This window comes from Pantoea sp. F_5 (genome assembly GCF_008631595.1).
Classification (GTDB): Bacteria; Pseudomonadota; Gammaproteobacteria; order Enterobacterales; family Enterobacteriaceae; genus Pantoea; species Pantoea gossypiicola.
The window spans coordinates 15,640-34,816 of sequence record NZ_VWUO01000001.1 but is presented as its reverse complement, the minus strand read 5'-3'; the positions used below and the strand labels follow the sequence as shown (position 1 = coordinate 34,816).

Sequence of the window (19,177 nt, the reverse complement as noted above, 5' to 3'; positions counted from 1 at the left end):
CAACAGGTTAGCGATTAAGCGTAGACCGGCAGACGGCTGCAGATATCCAGCACTTTCTTTTTGGTGCGCTCAATGGTTGCTTCGTCATTGATGTTATCCAGCACATCGGCGATCCAGCCAGCCAGCTCACGTACGTCTGCCTCTTTGAAGCCACGACGGGTAACCGCTGGTGTACCGATACGGATACCGGACGTCACAAACGGGCTTTTCGGATCGTTTGGCACGCTGTTTTTGTTAACCGTGATGTTGGCACGGCCCAGCGCCGCATCGGCTTCTTTACCGGTCAGATTTTTGCTCACCAGATCGATCAGGAACAGATGGTTATGGGTGCCGCCAGACACGATGTCATAGCCACGCTCGATCAGCACTTCTACCATCGCTTTGGCGTTTTTTGCCACCTGCTGCTGGTAGGTTTTGAACTCCGGCTCCATCGCCTCTTTGAAGGCAACCGCTTTACCGGCGATAACGTGCATCAGTGGACCGCCCTGACCGCCAGGGAAGACAGCAGAGTTCAGTTTCTTATAGAAATCTTCGTCGCCGTTTTTCGCCAGAATGATGCCGCCGCGCGGACCCGCCAGCGTTTTATGGGTGGTAGAGGTCACGATGTGCGCATGTGGAATCGGGCTTGGATAGACTTCTGCGGCAATCAGGCCAGCAACGTGTGCCATATCCACAAACAGCCAGGCACCCACGCTATCCGCGATTTCGCGCATTTTTGCCCAGTCGCAGACGCCGGAGTACGCTGAGAATCCGCCAACGATCATTTTTGGCTTGTGGGTTTTCGCCAGTTCAGCCAGTTCGTCGTAGTCGATTTTACCGGTCTCATCGATACCGTAAGCCACTACGTTATAGAGTTTGCCGGACAGGTTAACCGGTGATCCGTGAGTCAGGTGTCCACCGTGCGCCAGGTTCATCCCGAGGATGGTATCGCCCGGCTGCAGCAGCGCGGTGTAAACCGCGAAGTTAGCCTGTGACCCAGAGTGAGGCTGCACGTTAGCGTAATCAGCGCCAAACAGTTCTTTTGCACGGTCGATCGCCAGTTGCTCAACGATATCAACGTACTCACAGCCGCCATAGTAGCGTTTGCCCGGATAGCCTTCAGCGTATTTATTGGTGAGCTGAGAACCCTGTGCCTGCATAACACGCGGGCTGGTGTAGTTTTCAGAAGCAATCAGTTCTATGTGCTCTTCCTGACGCACTGTCTCCTGCTCCATCGCCTGCCACAACTCGGCATCGTAATCGGCAATGTTCATATCACGCTTTAACATCCGGATCTCCTGACTCAGCTAACTTTCTGACGGTATTTACCCCCCTTCAGGGGCGAAGGCCCACAGTGTAAACCGTTTTAACAGGTGAAGGTAGGGTGAACAGCCTCTTTTTACGCAAACGATTGGCTGGCTGCTGGCATGGCATTTTTACACCTTTTGACCCTGTTCAGACACCACGATTTTTCTTCAGGCTGTGACAAAGGTTTTTCATGATGCACTGAAAAGTTGCCACTCAGACAACCAGAAAGTTCATTGGGTTATTTACACCGCAGACGAAGCGGCTATAAGATGCATTTAAAATACATGTTTAATAAGAGGCCGCCTTTATGCTTGATGCACACACCATCGCTACCGTTAAATCGACTCTGCCAGCCATCGCCACCTGCGGTCCAAAGCTTACCGCCCACTTCTATGACCGCATGCTGTCGCACCATCCGGAACTTAAAAACGTCTTCAACATGAACAACCAGCGCAATGGCGATCAGCGGGAAGCGCTGTTTAACGCCATCTGTGCCTATGGCGCGAACCTGGAGAATCTGGCCGTGCTGCTGCCTGCGGTGGAAAAGATTGCGCAGAAACATACCAGCCTGAATATTCAGCCTGCGCAGTACGCCATCGTCGGTGAAAATCTGCTGGCCACCCTTAAAGAGTTGTTGGATCCGGGCGAAGAGGCGCTGGCGGCATGGGGCCGGGCCTACGGCGTGCTGGCAGATATATTCATCAATCGCGAAGAGGAAATTTATCAGGCCACTGAGCAGCAAACCGGCGGCTGGCGCGGCACCCGGGCATTTCGCATCAGCGCGATTGCGCAGCAGAGCGAGTTGATTAAAAGCTTTACCTTCACGCCGGTAGATGGTGGCCCGATAGCCGCCTTTAAGCCCGGTCAGTATCTGACGGTCTACCTGCAGCCTGCCAGCTTCGAACATCACCAGATTCGTCAGTATTCGCTGACGCATCTCAGCAACGGTAAAGATTATCGCATCGCGGTGAAACGTGAAGCGCAGGGCACCGTCTCCGGCTGGCTGCATCAGAATGGCAAGGTGGGTGATGAGCTGATGCTCGCCGCGCCGCACGGCGACTTTTTCCTTGAGGTCGATCCTGCCACACCGGTAGCTCTGATTTCCGCAGGCGTGGGTCAGACACCGATGCTGGCGATGCTCCATGTGCTGGCAGCAAGTCAGCACGGCGCGCCGGTCAGCTGGCTGCACGCGGCAGAGAACGGCAAACAGCATGCGTTTAGCGCGGAAGTTCGTGCCACAGGCGCACAGCTCGCCGATTTCGTCAGTCATGTCTGGTACCGCGAGCCCGAGGCTGAGGATGCCGGTCGCTATGACACACAGGGTCTGATGGATATCACCGTGCTTTCAGCACGTCTCACCTCACCTGACACCCACTTCTATCTCTGTGGCCCTCTGCCCTTTATGCAGCATGTGGTGGCGCAACTGCGGGATGCCGGTGTGGCAGATACTCGTATTCATTACGAGCTGTTTGGGCCGCACAAAGGCATGTGATTGAGCCATAAAAAATCCCGCAGCGCGGGCTTTTTTTTGCTGATAAAGAGCTAATAAAAAGACAATCAGATTGCCTCTTCATCCTCTTCACCCGTACGGATACGCACCACGCGCGCCACGTCGAAGACGAAAATCTTACCGTCACCGATTTTGCCGGTCTGTGCCGTGCGCATAATGGTCTCGACGCAGGTATCTACGATATCGTCGCCCACCACCATCTCGATTTTCACTTTAGGTAAAAAATCGACCATATACTCTGCGCCGCGGTACAGCTCGGTGTGCCCTTTCTGGCGACCAAAGCCCTTCACTTCACTCACGGTCATCCCGGTGATGCCCACTTCCGCTAAGGCTTCACGAACATCATCGAGTTTGAATGGTTTGATAATCGCATCAATCTTTTTCATGTCAGACCCTTTTTCACTCCCTCCATGGTCAGAGGGTTTATCAAGTATAAATGTTACTGGCGCTGTCGGGCGGTAATATCCGGGTTTCTTCAGGTTGCCGCAAGCGCTGTCAGAGTGTGCTGATTGCATCCATTCTGCGTCGGGCCTGAGCAGTCAACGTCCCGGTATCACTTCGCCGCCCCCGCTACTCTTTGAAATCACTGGCGTCCAGTTCATGACGAGACAGCAGCTTATAGAACTCCGTGCGATTACGCCCGGCCAGACGTGCGGCATTGGTCACATTGCCTTTGGTCATCTGCAACAGCTTACGCAGATAGTTCAGTTCAAACTGATTGCGCGCCTCCGCAAAGGTCGGCAACGCGCTGTTTTCACCGCTTAACGCCTGCTCCACCAGCGCATCGCTAATCACCGGCGATGAACTCAGTGCCACACACTGCTCAATCACGTTCACCAGCTGACGCACGTTGCCCGGCCAGCTGGCCGCAATCAGACGCTTCATCGCATCGACGGAAAAACTGCGAATCTGCGGTTTATGGCGTTCAGCCGCCTGACGTAACAGATGATTAGCCAGGAGCGGGATATCTTCGGTGCGCTGATGCAGCGCCGGAATCTTCAGATTCACCACATTCAGACGATAGAAGAGATCCTCGCGGAATTCCTTCTTCTCCATCGCCTTTGGCAGATCGCGATGAGTAGCTGAAATGATGCGCACGTCGATCTCAATATCGTGATCGCTACCCAGCGGCCTGACCTTACGCTCCTGCAGCACCCGCAGCAATTTAACCTGCAGCGGTTGCGGCATATCGCCAATCTCATCCAGGAACAGCGTGCCGCCGCCAGCGGTTTTAAACAAACCGTCACGGGCACTGACCGCACCGGTAAACGCCCCTTTAGCATGACCGAACAGCTCTGACTCCAGCAGCTGCTCCGGCAGTGCGCCACAGTTAATGGCGACAAACGGCTTGCCGTTACGCGGGCTGGCGGCGTGAATCGCCTGCGCCAGCATCTCTTTACCGGTACCGCTCTGACCGTTAATCAGCACGCTGACGTCGGACTGCGCCACCATGTGCGCCTGCTCCAGCAGCTTCAACATCAGCGGGCTGCGGGTGACAATCGCTTCGCGCCAGCGGTCATCACTGACCGGTACCTGCTGTGCCAGCGCCTCATCAATGGCTTTATAGAGCGCATCCTTGTCCACCGGCTTGGTCAGGAAGCTGAAGACGCCCTGCTGGGTGGCAGACACTGCGTCCGGAATAGAGCCGTGCGCCGTCAGGATAATCACTGGCAAGTTGGTATGGCGTTTCTGGATTTCGCCAAACAGCGCCAGACCGTCCATTTCATCCATCCGCAGATCGCTGATCACCAGCTCAATTTTCTCTTTCTGCAGCAGACGCAACGCTTCAGGTCCGCTGGCCGCGGTGGTGACCTGATATCCTTCGCTGCGAAGACGCATGCCCAGCAGCTTCAGCAGGCTGGGATCGTCATCCACCAGCAGCAATTTTGCCGCTTGTTTCATCATCATTGCTCCTCATCCTGCGGCAACGCCGTGCCATGACCGCTGTCAGACACATCCGGGGCTTTGCGTGATGAAAGCTGGCGCTCAATGTCAGTCAGCCGCTCCAGCTTATGCTGCGTGTCGCTGAGCTGCTGCTGCTGTTTCACCATCTGCTGGCGTATCGCCTCAAGCTGCGTATCACTGCTCTGCTGCAGATGGGCATAACGGGTGCGCGCTTCACTGAGGTCAAGCTGCGCGGTCTGATTACTGCGCCACAGCTGAATCAGTGGGCGCACAGACTGTGGGAAATCGCCGCTGTAGCGATCCAGCGTTTCCACATAGCGACGTCGTTCAACAGGCGTCACGTTGCCGTTGGACATCAGCACGCCCTGCTTAAAGGCGCGCGACCAGTTCTCAGCCGGCCAGCGATGGGCTTCGGCACGGGCCTCCGCGGGAGACAGACGCTCAGCACAGTCGATCGCCCGCATCCAGTAAAGGGTGTTGCCCAGCGCCGCGCTCTTTTCTATCGGCCACAGGTCACTGCAGCGGGTCGCCAGGTAATCAGCGATTCTGACCTCGGGTTCCGCCACCTGATGGCCTGACGGCAAAGAGGAGGTGGCCGGGGAGGTCGTACATGCGCTGAGGAGCAGCGTAGTCAGCGTGCTCAACAGCAAAGCGGGTAAATATTTCATCAGTCAGACTTTCCCGGCTGTGGTGTTCAGTTCAATTCGAAAACAGACGTCAGCCTGCTCGCAGGAGACCAGCATCAGGTCGCCCTGCATCCGGCGCAGGCAATCTTTGGCGATACTCAATCCCAGCCCGCTGCCTTTCACCGGCCCTTTACGCTGCTGGCTGCCCTGGTAGAACGGTTCAAAAATCATCGCCTGCTCTTCCGGCGGGATTGGCAAGCCGCTATTCGCGACCTCAATCCAGACCTGATCGCCCTGCTGCTGACTGCGAAGCCAGATGGTACCGGATTCGCTGCCGTAGTTCACGGCGTTCGAATAGAGGTTGTCGATTACCCGCATCAGTAACATCGGTTCTGCGAGGCAGTGACTGACCTTAAGATCGACGACCGTCTGCATCAGTTTGGCGCGCGCCGAAAGCGCATGTGCGTTAACGACGCCATCCACAATCTCCGCCACGCTGACCGGCTCCAGCGCGATCGGGCCATCCGCCAGTTTGCGGTTGTAATCGAGCAGTTGTTCAATCAGCTGCTGCAGATGGCGGCTGCTGCTGTCGAGGATGGTGACCACCTCTTTTTGATCGGCATTCAGCGAGCCGGCGACTTCATCCGCCAGCAGTTCCGTGCCTTCACGCAGGCTGGCCAGCGGCGTTTTCAGCTCATGAGAGAGATGACGAAGAAATTCATGACGCTGCGATTCCAGCCACTGAAGCCGCTCGCTGAGCCAGACAATGCGCTGTCCCAGCGAGCGCAATTCGCGCGGACCGCGAAATGTCCCGCTGTTACCCAGCTCCCGCCCTTCCCCCAGCCGGTTGATCATCCGTTCAATGCGCTTAACCGGACCGATAATCATGCCGGTAAACAGCATCATCAGTGCCAGACTGATGATAAACAGAATCAGCGCCTGCCAGCCAAAAAACTGGCCGCGATCGGCAATTTCGCGCTGCAACTGTAAGCCACGCGAAAAGACCACCTCGCGCGTGTCCTGCACCATCTGCGCATTGGTCGCAGAAAAGCGATCCAGCGCCTCTGCGGCAACCGGCACCGGATTGCCATTGTCACATTTTAGTGGCGTCAGCAGCGGCAGCGTCGCCTGTAAGGTCTGGAATGCGGGCAGTTCGGGCAGGCTGGCGCTGTGTGAGCTCAGCATCTGACTGTAGCGGGTATGCTGAGTCTGATAGAGGCGCGCCAGCGAGGCATCATCCAGCACACAGTACTGGCGATAGCTACGCTCCAGTTCAACTGCCGTTCGCGCCATCGCCTCACTTCTGCGCACATCGGTGAAGGTATTGCGGTTGGTGTCCGCAGCCTGTTCGCTTAACGCAGAGAGACTTTCCCACGCCTGCCAGGCCAGTACCAGCAGGGGCAGCAGCACCAGAACAAACGCCATCAGCACCAGCTGACGCAGAGAACGGGGAAATAAACGCCATTTTTTCACGCAGCCGCTTCCTTAAGATTTGCTGTCTGGATGCTAGCGGACTCTGTCTGCGGAAGAAAGGGGAACAAAAGAAAACGGCAGGCTCAATGGCCTGCCGCTGGCACGACGCGTGATGCATCGCGTAAGAATGGGTGGAGCCTTACTCAACGTTACGTCCGGTGTTTGATAACGCAAGCGATTATCGGTCAGGTGGACGGCAGGCTCCGTTTGGTGCGTCATTCGGGCTTTATGAGCTCTTATCCGCTAAGCGGGGCAATCATAAACAGGTGAATGAGCAGCTGGATGATTATAGCAAGTTCCATGCCATAAAATAAATCATTATATTTTTCAGCAAATTGAGCAGGACCGCCCGCTGACTGTCGCGAAAAATCTTATATCAGCACAGGCTGCCTGTCTCCGTAAGGCGACACTAAATCCAGCCTGAGAAGCAGCGATTAAAAATCAATGAGATAAATGTCGCCATACAGCGACATCGCAACGACTCTGTTGTCGCCATTTGCCAACAGCAACGCAAAAAAGAACAGGAGGCACGCTGGCCTCCTGTTCATTTCAGTGGGTTAAATTAACCCAGCTGTCTGCGCGCATTGCGGAAAATGCGCATCCACGGACTGTCTTCGCCCCACTCGGCCGGATGCCAGGAGTTACTGACGGTACGGAACACACGCTCCGGATGCGGCATCATAATGGTGACGCGGCCACTTTCATTGGTCACAGCAGTGATGCCATTAGGGGAGCCATTCGGGTTAGCCGGATAGGTTTCTGTCACCTTGCCAAAGTTATCGACAAAGCGCAGTGCCACCAGCCCTTTCGACTCCAGCGCTGCCAGATGCGTCGCATCACGGACTTCGACAAAGCCTTCACCGTGCGATACCGCGATAGGCATATGCGAACCGGCCATACCATCCAGCAGCAGTGACGGACTGGCGGCCACTTCGACCAGGCTGAAGCGTGCTTCAAAGCGCTCAGACTGGTTACGCACGAAGCGCGGCCAGAGATCGCTGCCCGGGATCAGTTCGCGCAGATTGGACATCATCTGGCAACCGTTGCAGACGCCCAGCGCCAGGGTTTGTGGACGGTGGAAGAAGGTTTCGAACTCGTCGCGCACGCGTGGGTTGAACAGAATCGATTTCGCCCAGCCCTCACCGGCACCCAGCACATCACCGTAAGAGAAGCCGCCGCAGGCCACCAGCGCCTGGAACTCTTCCAGACCGCGACGTCCGGCCAGCAGATCGCTCATGTGAACGTCAATGGCGGTGAAACCGGCCCTGTCAAAGGCGGCGGCCATCTCGACGTGTGAGTTCACGCCCTGCTCACGCAGCACCGCGACGCGTGGACGTGCGCCCGTTGCGATCATCGGTGCAGCCACATCTTCCTGCGGATTAAAGGTCAGAGTCACGTTCAGGCCCGGATCGCTGTCGTTCTTCTTCGCTTCATGTTCCTGATCGGCACACGCCGGGTTGTCGCGCAGGCGCTGCATCTGCCAGGTGGTTTCCGCCCACCAGGTGCGCAGCGTGGTACGGCTTTCGCTGTAAACCGCGCTGTCACCGGCACGGATCACAAAGCGATCGCCCGGCTGCGCGCTGCCCAGCAGATGCGTCGAAGCGGCAAGGCCGTGATCCGCCAGGATCTGCTCCACTGCCGCGCGATCGGCGGCATTGATCTGGATCACCGCGCCCAGCTCTTCGGTAAACAGAGCAGCCAGCGCATCGTTGCCCAGCGAGGCGATATCAACGTCAATACCGCAATGACCGGCAAACGCCATCTCGGCCAGGGTTACAAGCAGACCGCCGTCGGAGCGGTCGTGGTAGGCCAGCAGTTTCTGCTCAGCCACCAGCGCCTGAATCGCATTGAAGAAGCCCGCTAGCTGTGTGGCATCACGCACATCGGCAGGTTTATCGCCGAGCTGACGATAGACCTGCGACAGCGCGGTTGCGCCCAGCGTATTCGCGCCGTTGCCCAGGTCAATCAACAGCAGCAGGTTATCCTGATCGGCCTGTAGCTGTGGCGTGACGGTACGACGAACATCTTCGACGCGGGCAAACGCGGTAATCACCAGCGACAGCGGCGAGGTCATCTCACGCTGTTCGGTACCTTCCTGCCAGCGGGTTTTCATCGACATCGAATCTTTACCGACCGGGATAGTAATCCCCAGCGCCGGACAAAGCTCTTCGCCGACCGCTTTCACCGCCGCATATAAACCGGCATCTTCGCCCGGATGACCAGCGGCAGACATCCAGTTAGCCGAGAGTTTCACGCGCTTCAGCGAACCAATCTGCGTTGCCGCCAGGTTGGTCAGGGCTTCACCCACCGCCAGACGACCCGACGCCGCGAAGTCCAGCAGCGCAACCGGTGAACGTTCGCCCAGAGCAAAGGCCTCACCGTGGTAGCTGTCGAGACTGGCGGTGGTCACCGCACAGTTGGCAACCGGGATTTGCCACGGACCGACCATCTGATCGCGCGCCACCATGCCGGTCACGCTGCGGTCACCGATGGTGATCAGGAAGGTTTTCTCCGCTACGGCAGGCAGATGCAGCACGCGATTCACCGCATCGACCAGCGTAATGCTGTCGCGCTGCAGTTCGGTACCCTGTGCCTGCTGTGTCACCACATCACGCGTCATCTTCGGCGTTTTGCCCAACAGTACGTCAAGCGGCATGTCGATTGGCTTATTATCGAAATGGCTATCTTCCAGGCTCAGGTGCAGCTCTTCGGTCGCTTCACCAATCACCGCGAACGGGGCACGTTCGCGCTGGCAGATCGCCTCAAACTGTGCGAGCTGATCGGGCGCTACAGCCATCACATAACGTTCCTGTGATTCGTTACACCAGACTTCCAGCGGGCTCATGCCTGGCTCGTCACTCAGGATGTCACGCAGGTTAAACCGGCCACCACGATCGCCGTCGCTGACCAGCTCAGGCATGGCGTTGGAAAGACCGCCCGCGCCTACGTCGTGAATAAACAGAATCGGGTTCTCATCGCCCAGCTGCCAGCAGCGGTCGATCACTTCCTGACAACGGCGTTCCATTTCCGGGTTGTCACGCTGAACGGAGGCGAAGTCGAGATCGGCATCCGACTGGCCCGAAGCCATCGATGATGCCGCGCCGCCGCCCAGACCGATGTTCATGGCCGGACCACCCAGCACCACCAGCTTCGCGCCGACGGTGATTTCACCTTTCTGCACGTGATCGGCACGGATGTTACCGATGCCGCCCGCCAGCATAATCGGCTTATGGTAGCCGCGCAGCTCGGTGCCGTTGTGGCTGGTGACCTGCTCTTCATAGGTACGGAAGTAGCCATTCAGTGCCGGACGACCAAATTCGTTGTTAAACGCAGCGCCGCCCAGAGGCCCGTCGGTCATGATTTCCAGCGCGCTGACGATGCGCACCGGTTTGCCGAAGTCCTCTTCCCACGGCTGTTCAAAGCCCGGGATGCGCAGATTAGAGACCGAGAATCCAACCAGGCCCGCTTTGGGCTTGGAGCCGCGCCCGGTTGCGCCCTCATCGCGAATCTCACCACCGGAACCGGTCGCTGCGCCCGGCCACGGCGAGATGGCCGTTGGATGGTTGTGCGTTTCCACCTTCATCAGGATGTGCGCGGCTTCCTGATGCCAGCGGTATTCGCTCTCACCGGCATCAGCAAAGAAACGGCCGACTTCTGACCCTTCCATCACGGCGGCGTTATCTTTATAAGCAGAGAGTACGAAGTCTGGCGTCTGCTCCATGGTATTTTTGATCATCTTAAACAGCGACTTCGGCTGTTTCTCGCCGTCGATAATCCAGTCGGCGTTGAAGATCTTGTGACGACAGTGCTCAGAGTTCGCCTGCGCAAACATATAGAGTTCAATGTCGTTGGGATTGCGGCCCAGCGCGGTAAATGCCGCCACCAGGTAGTCGATTTCATCATCTGCCAGCGCCAGACCCAGCGAGATATTTGCCTGAACCAGCGCCTGACGGCCCTCACCGAGCAGATCGACACTCTTCACCGGCTGCGGCGTATGGTGCGCAAACAGCTGCTCTGCCTGCGCCAGATCGCTATAGACCGTTTCCATCATCCTATCGTGCAGCAGTGTACCCAGCGTCTGCCACTGCGCTTCCGTCAGTTGCGGAGCCTGCACATAAAAAGCCAGACCGCGTTCCAGACGACGTACCTGCGGCAGACCGCAGTTGTGAGCAATGTCGGTGGCCTTAGATGACCAGGGCGAAATGGTGCCGGGACGTGGTGTCACCAGCAGCAGACGTCCCTGAGGGGCATGTTCAGCGAGAGAGGGACCATACTTCAGCAGGCGTTGCAGGCGGCTCTGTTCGTCAGCGGTTAAGGGCGTACTGACATCAGCAAAATGGATGTACTCAGCGTAAATATCACTCACCGGCAGATGAGCGTCCTGAAAGCGGGTCAGCAGTTTGTTTACACGAAATGCCGACAGGGCGGGCGAACCACGCAGAATTTCCATTAATAAGTCTCTCGTCAGGGCGCCGGGCGACGCTTGATTGGGCGCAACAGGGAAAACGGGGCGTATTATAGAGAAAGCGACCTCGTGACGAAACCGTTTGCGCACAATTTTTGGTAACCCGGATTTGCCTGAATTTTGCGCAAAAGCTGCTATAAAAGTTGCTCAGTGTGATTTTGTTGCGCAAAATGCCCCTCGCTCTGGGAGTTCAAAGAAGATAAATACTGCCTTTAAAAGACAGAGGCCTTAGAGCCAGCGAGAGATAACTATTTGAAACGCCTAAAATTTAATTATCTGTTTATCGGTCTGGTTGCCGTGCTGTTAGCGTTAGCGCTGTGGCCATCCATTCCCTGGTATGGGGGTGGGCAGGACAGGATTTCACAGATTAAATCACGGGGAGTCCTGCGGGTCAGTACTATCAGCTCCCCATTGACGTACTACACAGTTAACCAGTTACCGGCCGGTATGGATTATGAGCTGGCAAAACGCTTCGCCGATTATCTTGGCGTCAAACTGAAGGTGACGGTTCGTCCTAACCTGAGCGATCTGTTTGATGACCTTGACGATGGTAAAGCCGATTTGCTGGCCGCTGGCCTGAACTACAATAATGAACGCCTGACGCGCTATCAGACCGGGCCAGGTTACTACAACGTTTCACAACAGCTGGTCTATCGCGTGGATAAGCCACGCCCTAAAAACCTCGGTGACTTAAAGGGGCGGCTAACGGTTGCGTCAGGATCGGCCTATCTGTCAACGCTGAAGAGTGCGCGTTCCAGTCAGTTCCCCGATTTGGACTGGGCGATCTCCACCGATCAGAGTCCTAAAGCTCTGCTGGAAGCGGTCGCCGACGGCAAGCTCGACTATACCATTGGTGATTCCGTTACTATTGCCCTGATGCAGCGCATCTATCCGCAGCTGGCGGTGGCGTTCGATGTTACCGATGAAGAGCCGGTAACCTGGTATGTGCGGCACAGCGATGACGACAGCCTGAATGCTGCAATGCTCGACTTCTTTAATGGTATGGGCGAAGAAGGCGCGATGGCGCGGCTGGAGGAGAAATATCTCGGTCACGTCGGCACCTTTGACTATGTTGATACCCGCACGTTCCTGCGCGCCATCGACAATACGCTGCCCGACATCAAGCCGCTTTTTGAGAAGTACGCTACCAGCATCGACTGGCGACTGCTGGCTGCGATCTCCTATCAGGAGTCGCACTGGAACCCGCAGGCTACCTCGCCGACCGGCGTGCGCGGCATGATGATGCTGACGCGTAACACGGCTGACAGCCTGGATGTGGGCGACCGTACCGATCCCGAACAGAGCATTCGCGGCGGCAGTCAGTATCTGCAGGATATGATGGCGAAGGTGCCGCAGACCATCCCGGAAGATGAGCGCATCTGGTTTGCGCTGGCGGCTTATAACATGGGTTATGCCCATATGCTTGACGTCCGCAAGCTGACGGCACGCCAGGGCGGTAATCCGGACAGCTGGGCGGATGTGAAGCTGCGTCTGCCCATGTTAAGCCAGAAGCGCTACTACACTCAGACAGCTTATGGCTATGCCCGTGGGCATGAAGCCTATAACTACGTGGAGAATATCCGCAAGTATCAGATAAGCCTCGTGGGCTATCTGCAGGAGCAGGAGAAGCGTCTGGCGCGGCAGGCTGAAGCCCAGACCGAACTGGCGAAGGGCTATCCGGCGGTCGAACCGAAGATCGCCATGAACTAACCCTGGCGTTGCGCCTGACGCAGCGCTTTTTTCTGCTCGCGACGCATACGGAAGAAGTCGCTCAGCATGGCGGCACACTCTTCAGCCAGCACGCCGCTGTGCAGTTCAACCTGATGATTCATGCCTGGATGGCCCAGCACATCCAGCAGCGACCCCGCCGCCCCACTTTTAATATCGTGCGCACCATAGACCAGTCGGCTAATGCGGCTGTGAACCATGGCACCGGCACACATCACACACGGCTCAAGCGTGACGTAGAGCGTAGTATCCAGCAGGCGGTAGTTTTCCAGTATTTTACCGCCCTGCCGCAGCGCCATGATCTCTGCATGCGCGGTCGGATCGTGCTGGCCGATGGGTCGGTTCCAGCCTTCGCCAATCACCCGGTCGTTCTGAACCAGCACCGCACCCACCGGCACTTCGCCCTGCTCCCAGGCGCGGCGCGCCAGGCTCAGCGCGTGGCGCATCCAGTATTCATCTTGTTGTTTCACGCTGACCACTCCGGGCGACTGAAAAGCGGCGCATTATAGCGATCTCTGCGAGCGTGTCGAAACTTATTCCAGCTGTTGCAGTTCACCCGCCGGGGTTACCCGCCAGCGATGCTGACAGAAGAACAGCAGCGGATTGTCCTGTTTGCTGTCGCTGTAACCGCTATAGAGCTGTAACGGCGTGCCGATTTTCTCTTCAAGCTGGGCCACTTTCTCATGCCCGAGGCAGCGCATCGCCAGCACACGCCCGCCCCAGCCGCGCCGCATCTGACTGGCAATCAGCTTCACGCGTGGCAGAAACGCGGAGTCGTAATAGACCTGCTCCACCAGCGACTGTGGCGATCCGGTGATGAGCCAGACGTCAGCGTCATCACTGCCCAGGTAATCCGTCAGGCGCTGCTGCACCACCGGAAAGGCTTTTACGCGCAGGCGAAACCACTGGGCAAACTCGGCTTCGAGGCGCAGCAATGTCTGCTCGGAGCGGCCAAAGGTAATTGACCAGAGCAGCAGGCTCATGGGCCAGCGTGCCGCGCGGCCTTTGAACAGCAGACCGATGCCCACCACCGGCAGTAAGGGCACCACCAGCAGCAGATTAAGCGGGCGGCGACGCAGCAGATAGCGCATAAAGGTGCCGAACATGTCCTGCTGATGCAAAGTGCCATCGAGGTCGAAAAATACGATGCGACGTTGTGTTCCCCTGGTCAAACAACTCTCCTTAACGGCTGATTCCGGGATGATAAAGAGTAGTGTAGCCATCATCAGGCGGTACGGCGATGACGGTCATTTTTAATTCCGATGACTACAATGTCCGATGAATAGTTTATTCTTCACTGATTATCCCTGAATTACGAGGATTGGGCATGAGTTCATTGCTGCGCATTCGCCAGCTTTACCCACGTCTGGCATTGAACGAGCGTCGGCTGGCGGATTTTTTACTGTCGCAACCCGATAAGGCACGTCACCTGAGTTCGCAAAAGCTGGCTGAAGAGTCCGGCGTCAGCCAGTCGAGCGTGGTGAAGTTTGCTCAGAAGCTGGGATATAAAGGTTTTCCGGCGCTTAAGCTCGCCCTGAGTGAGTCACTGGCGGACAAGGATGCCATTACCGTGCATAACCACATTCTCAGTGACGACCCGCTTAAAATGGTGGGTGAAAAGCTGCTGACTGAAAAACTCTCGGCGATCCGCGCCACGCTGGATATTAATAGCGAAGAGAAGCTCAACGATGTGTTACAGCTGCTGAAAAATGCCCGGCGCATTTTACTGGTCGGCATCGGCGCATCGGGCCTGGTGGCAAAGGACTTCTCCTGGAAGCTGATGAAGATTGGCATTAATGCGGTGGCGGAACAGGACATGCACGCCCTGCTGGCCAGCGTGCAGGCGATGGGGCCAGGCGATGTGCTGCTCGCTATCTCCTACACCGGGGAACGGCGCGAGATTAATCTGGCGGCGCAGGAAGCGGTTCAGGTTGGGGCCGATGTGGTGGCGTTTACCGGCTTTACGCCGAACACCCTGCAGCAGAGTGCCAGCTACTGTCTTTACACGGTGGCGGAAGAGCAGAGCACCCGCAGCGCAGCGATCTCTTCGACTACGGCGCAACTGGCCCTGACCGATCTGCTGTTTATGGCGCTGGTGCAAAACGATCCGGAACGCGCGTCGAGTCATATTCGTCACAGCGAAGCGCTGGTGAAAAAGCTGGTCTGATCAGTGGCAGCGCGTATAATACCCGCGTTTTTTCTGTTGTTACCAGGTGGGATAAATGGCGCTGTTGATTACGTCCAGATGCATTAACTGTGATATGTGCGAACCGGAGTGCCCGAACCAGGCGATTTCACTGGGCGATGCGATCTATGAGATTGATGTCAGCCGCTGCACGGAATGCGTCGGGCATTACGAAGCGCCAACCTGTCAGCGGGTCTGCCCCATCGACAACACCATTATCACTGACCCACAGCACACCGAATCACGCGATGCGCTGTGGGATAAGTTCGTGCTGCTGCACGGCTAGCTTTCAATGATTACCGTGGCGCAGGCGTAGTGACGCTCGTCGGCCAGCGTTACGTGAACGTGGTTAACGCCCAGCTTCTCTGCCACGTCAGCGGCCTGCTGAAAGAAGCGTAACCCCGGTTTACCCAGCGCATCGTTGTAAACTTCGAACTGATTAAATGCCAGACCACCGCGAATGCCGGTGCCGAAGGCTTTGGCTGCCGCCTCTTTAACCGCAAAGCGTTTGGCGAGAAAGCGCACCGGCTGTTTGTGCGCCTGATACTGCTGCCATTCGGCTTCACTCAGCACCCGACGCGCCAGCCGGTCGCCGGAGCGCGCTATCACGTCGGCGATGCGTTCAATCTCAACGATGTCGCTGCCCAGTCCCAGAATAGCCATCAGCGGCGGGCTTCACGCAGCAGTTGCTTCATCTCTTTGACCGCATCCGGCAGGCCACTCATCACCGCACGACCGATAATCGCATGGCCGATATTCAGCTCATGCATTTCCGGCAGCGCAGCAATCGGCAGCACGTTGTGGTAGGTCAGACCGTGACCGGCATTCACCTTCAGCCCCAGGCTGGCGGCAAAGGTCGCGGCATGGCGAATGCGTGCCAGCTCTGCGTCACGCGCTCGTCCCTCGGGAGCCTCGGCATAAGCACCGGTATGAATTTCGATGTAAGGCGCACCGGTAGCAACGGCCGCTTCGATCTGACGGTGGTCAGCATCAATAAACAGTGAAACCAGAATGCCCGCGTCACGCAACAGTCGTACGGCCGCGTTCATCTTCTCCTGCTGCCCTGCCACATCCAGTCCGCCTTCCGTAGTCACTTCCTGACGCTTTTCCGGCACCAGACAGCAGAAATGGGGCTGGATATCACAGGCGATGCCGATCATCTCATCGGTGACCGCCATCTCCAGATTCATGCGCGTCTGGATGGTATCACGCAGAATACGCACGTCGCGGTCGGTAATGTGACGGCGATCTTCACGCAGGTGCACCGTAATACCGTCTGCGCCTGCCTGCTCGGCGATGAACGCCGCCTGCACCGGGTCGGGATAGTTTGTCCCACGGGCATTACGCACCGTGGCAATGTGATCGATATTGACGCCTAACAGCAACTCAGCCATAACCATCCTCACTTCTTTTCCATCGTGATGTTGAGTGTACCGCGCAACTATAAACCGTCGGTACACCCTGCGCTATTCATCTGCCTGTTCGGGCTTTTTCTTCGGGATAAACTGGCGGAACAGCTCCTGACTTTTTAGCGGCTTGCCACCCAGGTAAGGCTTCAGGGCAATACGGGTAAACCGCTTCGCAGCGCGCAGCGTATCGGCGTCGGGAAACTCACGTTCGCACAGGGCGTGCAACTCACGACCGGTAAAGCTGCGCTGATTAACCACCAGACTGGCGGTAAAACCGCGCTCTTCACGGTAGCTGTACGTCATGTCATCGCTAACCGGCTCGCCGCTACCGGCGCAATGCAGGAAGTCGACGCCATAGCCCAGGTGTCCGAGCAGCGCCAGTTCAAAACGGCGCAGTGCGGGTTCGGGCTTGCCGTGCGTTGAGGCTAATGCCTGAAGGCAGTTGAGATAGTCGAAAAAGAGTTCCTGGAAGGGCGATTCCGGCTGCAGTACGCGAGAGACCAGCTCATTGACGTAGAGACCGCAGTAGAGCGTAATGCCGCTGAGCGGTAAGGCCAGCGACACTGCTTCGGCATTACGCAGGGTTTTGACTTCCCCGCGACCGCTCCAGCGAACCAGCAGCGGGGTAAAAGGCTGTAACGCACCTTTCAACTGAGAGCGCCGCGAGCGTGCGCCCTTGGCCAGCACCCGTACCCGCCCTTCGTTTTCGCTGAACAGGTCGAGCAGCAGGCTGGTTTCGCTGAAGGGACGACTATGCAGCACAAAGGCGCGTTGCCAGCCTTCCATTGAATCAGAGATCGTCTGTATAACCCAGGCTACGCAGCGCTCGTTCGTCATCTGCCCAGCCGGATTTCACTTTTACCCACAGTTCGAGATGCACTTTCGCTTCGAACATCTCTTCCATGTCCCTGCGTGCTTCTGTTCCGATGACTTTGATTTTGGCACCTTTGTTGCCAATCACCATCTTCTTCTGCCCTTCGCGCTCGACCAGAATCAGACCATGAATGTCATAACCGCCGCGTTCGTTGGTCACGAAGCGCTCAATCTCCACGGTGACGGAGTAAGGCAGTTCAGCGCCCAGGAAGCGCATCAGTTTTTCACGGATCATCTCTGACGCCATGAAACGCTGTGAGCGGTCGGTGATGTAATCTTCCGGGAAGTGATGATCGGCCTGCGGCAGATGCTTGCGGGTAATGGCCGCAATGGTATCGACGTTTTTGCCGCTCTCAGCAGAGATGGGCACGATGTCGAGGAAGTTCATCTGCTGGCTCAGGAACTGCAGATGCGGCAGCAGAATGGTTTTATCCTGGATGTTGTCGACTTTATTCACGGCCAGCACAACCGGCACTTTATTGTCGCGCAGTTTGTTTAACACCATCTCATCATCTGGCGTCCAGCGGGTACCTTCAACGACGAAGATCACCAGCTCTACGTCGCCAATCGAACTGCTGGCTGCACGGTTCATCAGACGGTTAATGGCGCGCTTCTCTTCCATGTGCAGTCCGGGGGTATCGACGTAGATCGCCTGATAGTTGCCCTCGGTGTGAATGCCCATGATGCGATGGCGCGTGGTTTGCGGCTTACGCGAGGTGATCGACACCTTCTGCCCCAGCAACTGGTTCAGTAAGGTGGATTTACCGACGTTCGGTCGGCCAACAATCGCGACAAAGCCGCAATAAGTAACGTTTTCGCTCATTCGAGTCCTGAATTGTTCAGCGCCTGATGCGGCACCGAAGAGTGCTATTTGAGTCATGTGTCATTCAGCGTCTCCTGACGCCGGGATAGTGCTGTCAGAGGGTGAGTGATTTAGCGCCGGTTCCGGCACTGTCACCCCGACAGACCTATTCGAGACCTAATTTTATCAGTGCCTGTTCAGCCGCTGCCTGCTCGGCTTTACGACGGCTGGAGCCGACGCCGACGACCGGCTCGGCCATGCCACTCACCTGACAGTGAATGGTGAATTCCTGATCGTGGGCTTCGCCACGCACCTGCACCACCAGATAACTTGGCAGCGGCAGATGACGTCCCTGCAGATACTCCTGCAGGCGTGTTTTGGGATCTTTTTGTTTGTCGCCAGGACTGATTTCATCCAGGCGCGTCTGATACCAGTCGAGGATCAGCTGCTCTACCCGCTCGATGCTGCTGTCGAGGAAGATACCGCCAATCAGCGCTTCCACCGTATCCGCCAGAATCGATTCGCGACGGAAACCGCCGCTTTTCAGCTCACCCGGCCCTAAGCGCAGGCACTCGCCAAGATCAAATTCGCGTGCCATTTCAGCCAGCGTATTGCCGCGCACCAGCGTGGCACGCATGCGGCTCATGTCGCCTTCATCAACCCGCGGGAAGCGGTGATAAAGGGCATTCGCAATCACATAGCTAAGAATAGAATCGCCCAGAAATTCCAGGCGCTCGTTGTGCTTACTGCTGGCGCTGCGGTGAGTCAGGGCCTGCTGTAACAGTTCCGAATGAGTAAAAGTGTAGCCCAGTTTGCGCTGAAGCTTGTTAATCAGGATGGGGTTCATGCGATTCCAGTTCTTTGTTGCGTCTGTGACTCTGCATACCAAACGGGGCTGGCAGTCCAACACGTTC

Annotated in this window: 17 protein-coding genes; 4 read left to right on the top strand and 13 right to left on the bottom strand. The window is 56.9% G+C overall.

From position 1 onward, the window contains the following. Positions 1-14 precede the first annotated feature (14 nt). Positions 15-1,268 (bottom strand): serine hydroxymethyltransferase, encoded by a 1,254-nt coding sequence (gene glyA / locus F3I44_RS00160; RefSeq protein WP_013358744.1) that lies wholly within the window; start codon positions 1,266-1,268, stop codon positions 15-17. 326 nt (positions 1,269-1,594) lie between these two features. Between glyA and hmpA the strand changes: the two genes are divergently transcribed. Further along, positions 1,595-2,779: an NO-inducible flavohemoprotein gene (hmpA, locus tag F3I44_RS00155; RefSeq protein ID WP_150012627.1), complete on the top strand. Its 1,185-nt coding sequence runs from the start codon at positions 1,595-1,597 to the stop codon at positions 2,777-2,779. A 65-nt stretch (positions 2,780-2,844) separates the two neighbouring features. Here the strand turns inward: hmpA and glnB are convergent, their stop codons facing one another. The 5 genes from glnB to purL all read right to left on the bottom strand — a co-directional run bounded on the left by glnB (position 2,845) and on the right by purL (position 11,251). Next, positions 2,845-3,183: a nitrogen regulatory protein P-II gene (glnB, locus tag F3I44_RS00150; protein ID WP_003848647.1), complete on the bottom strand. Its 339-nt coding sequence runs from the start codon at positions 3,181-3,183 to the stop codon at positions 2,845-2,847. Between the two features lie 184 nt (positions 3,184-3,367). After that, complete coding sequence (glrR, locus tag F3I44_RS00145) at positions 3,368-4,702, bottom strand: two-component system response regulator GlrR (protein WP_150012676.1); 1,335 nt, start codon at positions 4,700-4,702, stop codon at positions 3,368-3,370. Beyond that, on the bottom strand, positions 4,702-5,370 hold the full coding sequence (gene qseG / locus F3I44_RS00140; protein WP_150012629.1) for a two-component system QseEF-associated lipoprotein QseG: 669 nt from the start codon (positions 5,368-5,370) through the stop codon (positions 4,702-4,704). The genes glrR and qseG overlap by 1 nt, the downstream gene beginning before the upstream one ends. 3 nt (positions 5,371-5,373) lie before the next feature. After that, entirely contained in the window at positions 5,374-6,801 is a 1,428-nt protein-coding gene (locus F3I44_RS00135; protein WP_150019157.1) for a HAMP domain-containing sensor histidine kinase, read from the bottom strand. A 562-nt stretch (positions 6,802-7,363) separates the two neighbouring features. Then, complete coding sequence (gene purL, locus F3I44_RS00130) at positions 7,364-11,251, bottom strand: phosphoribosylformylglycinamidine synthase (protein WP_150012633.1); 3,888 nt, start codon at positions 11,249-11,251, stop codon at positions 7,364-7,366. 267 nt (positions 11,252-11,518) lie between these two features. Here purL and mltF point away from each other — a divergent pair, with 267 nt between their 5' ends. Beyond that, entirely contained in the window at positions 11,519-12,976 is a 1,458-nt protein-coding gene (gene mltF / locus F3I44_RS00125; protein WP_150012635.1) for a membrane-bound lytic murein transglycosylase MltF, read from the top strand. Here mltF and tadA read toward each other — a convergent pair. Beyond that, positions 12,973-13,464, bottom strand: a complete 492-nt coding sequence (gene tadA, locus F3I44_RS00120) for a tRNA adenosine(34) deaminase TadA (RefSeq protein ID WP_147789540.1) — start codon at positions 13,462-13,464, stop codon at positions 12,973-12,975. The two genes, mltF and tadA, sit on opposite strands and share 4 nt — an antisense overlap. 63 nt (positions 13,465-13,527) lie before the next feature. Next, on the bottom strand, positions 13,528-14,166 hold the full coding sequence (gene yfhb, locus F3I44_RS00115) for a phosphatidylglycerophosphatase C (protein ID WP_033733545.1): 639 nt from the start codon (positions 14,164-14,166) through the stop codon (positions 13,528-13,530). Positions 14,167-14,321: 155 nt separating this feature from the next. Between yfhb and F3I44_RS00110 the strand changes: the two genes are divergently transcribed. Both F3I44_RS00110 and F3I44_RS00105 read left to right on the top strand, forming a co-directional pair. Further along, the gene (locus tag F3I44_RS00110; protein ID WP_150012637.1) at positions 14,322-15,161 is read left to right on the top strand and encodes a MurR/RpiR family transcriptional regulator; all 840 of its coding nucleotides are present in this window, start codon (positions 14,322-14,324) and stop codon (positions 15,159-15,161) included. 55 nt (positions 15,162-15,216) lie between these two features. Further along, positions 15,217-15,465 (top strand): YfhL family 4Fe-4S dicluster ferredoxin, encoded by a 249-nt coding sequence (locus F3I44_RS00105; RefSeq protein WP_033733547.1) that lies wholly within the window; start codon positions 15,217-15,219, stop codon positions 15,463-15,465. Here F3I44_RS00105 and acpS read toward each other — a convergent pair. The 5 genes from acpS to rnc all read right to left on the bottom strand — a co-directional run bounded on the left by acpS (position 15,462) and on the right by rnc (position 19,110). Beyond that, positions 15,462-15,842 carry a holo-ACP synthase gene (gene acpS / locus F3I44_RS00100; RefSeq protein ID WP_013358755.1) on the bottom strand — a complete coding sequence of 127 codons (381 nt, stop codon included), beginning with the start codon at positions 15,840-15,842 and terminating at the stop codon, positions 15,462-15,464. The two genes, F3I44_RS00105 and acpS, sit on opposite strands and share 4 nt — an antisense overlap. Continuing rightward, positions 15,842-16,573 (bottom strand): pyridoxine 5'-phosphate synthase, encoded by a 732-nt coding sequence (gene pdxJ, locus F3I44_RS00095; protein ID WP_013358756.1) that lies wholly within the window; start codon positions 16,571-16,573, stop codon positions 15,842-15,844. Before pdxJ ends, acpS begins: the two co-directional genes overlap by 1 nt. A 72-nt stretch (positions 16,574-16,645) precedes the next feature. Continuing rightward, a complete protein-coding gene (gene recO / locus F3I44_RS00090) occupies positions 16,646-17,374 on the bottom strand; it encodes a DNA repair protein RecO (protein ID WP_150019283.1) in 729 nt (242 codons plus the stop codon). A 4-nt stretch (positions 17,375-17,378) separates the two neighbouring features. Continuing rightward, positions 17,379-18,284: a GTPase Era gene (era, locus tag F3I44_RS00085; protein ID WP_033733549.1), complete on the bottom strand. Its 906-nt coding sequence runs from the start codon at positions 18,282-18,284 to the stop codon at positions 17,379-17,381. Positions 18,285-18,429: 145 nt separating this feature from the next. After that, positions 18,430-19,110, bottom strand: a complete 681-nt coding sequence (rnc, locus tag F3I44_RS00080; RefSeq protein WP_010257656.1) for a ribonuclease III — start codon at positions 19,108-19,110, stop codon at positions 18,430-18,432. Positions 19,111-19,177: the final 67 nt, after the last annotated feature.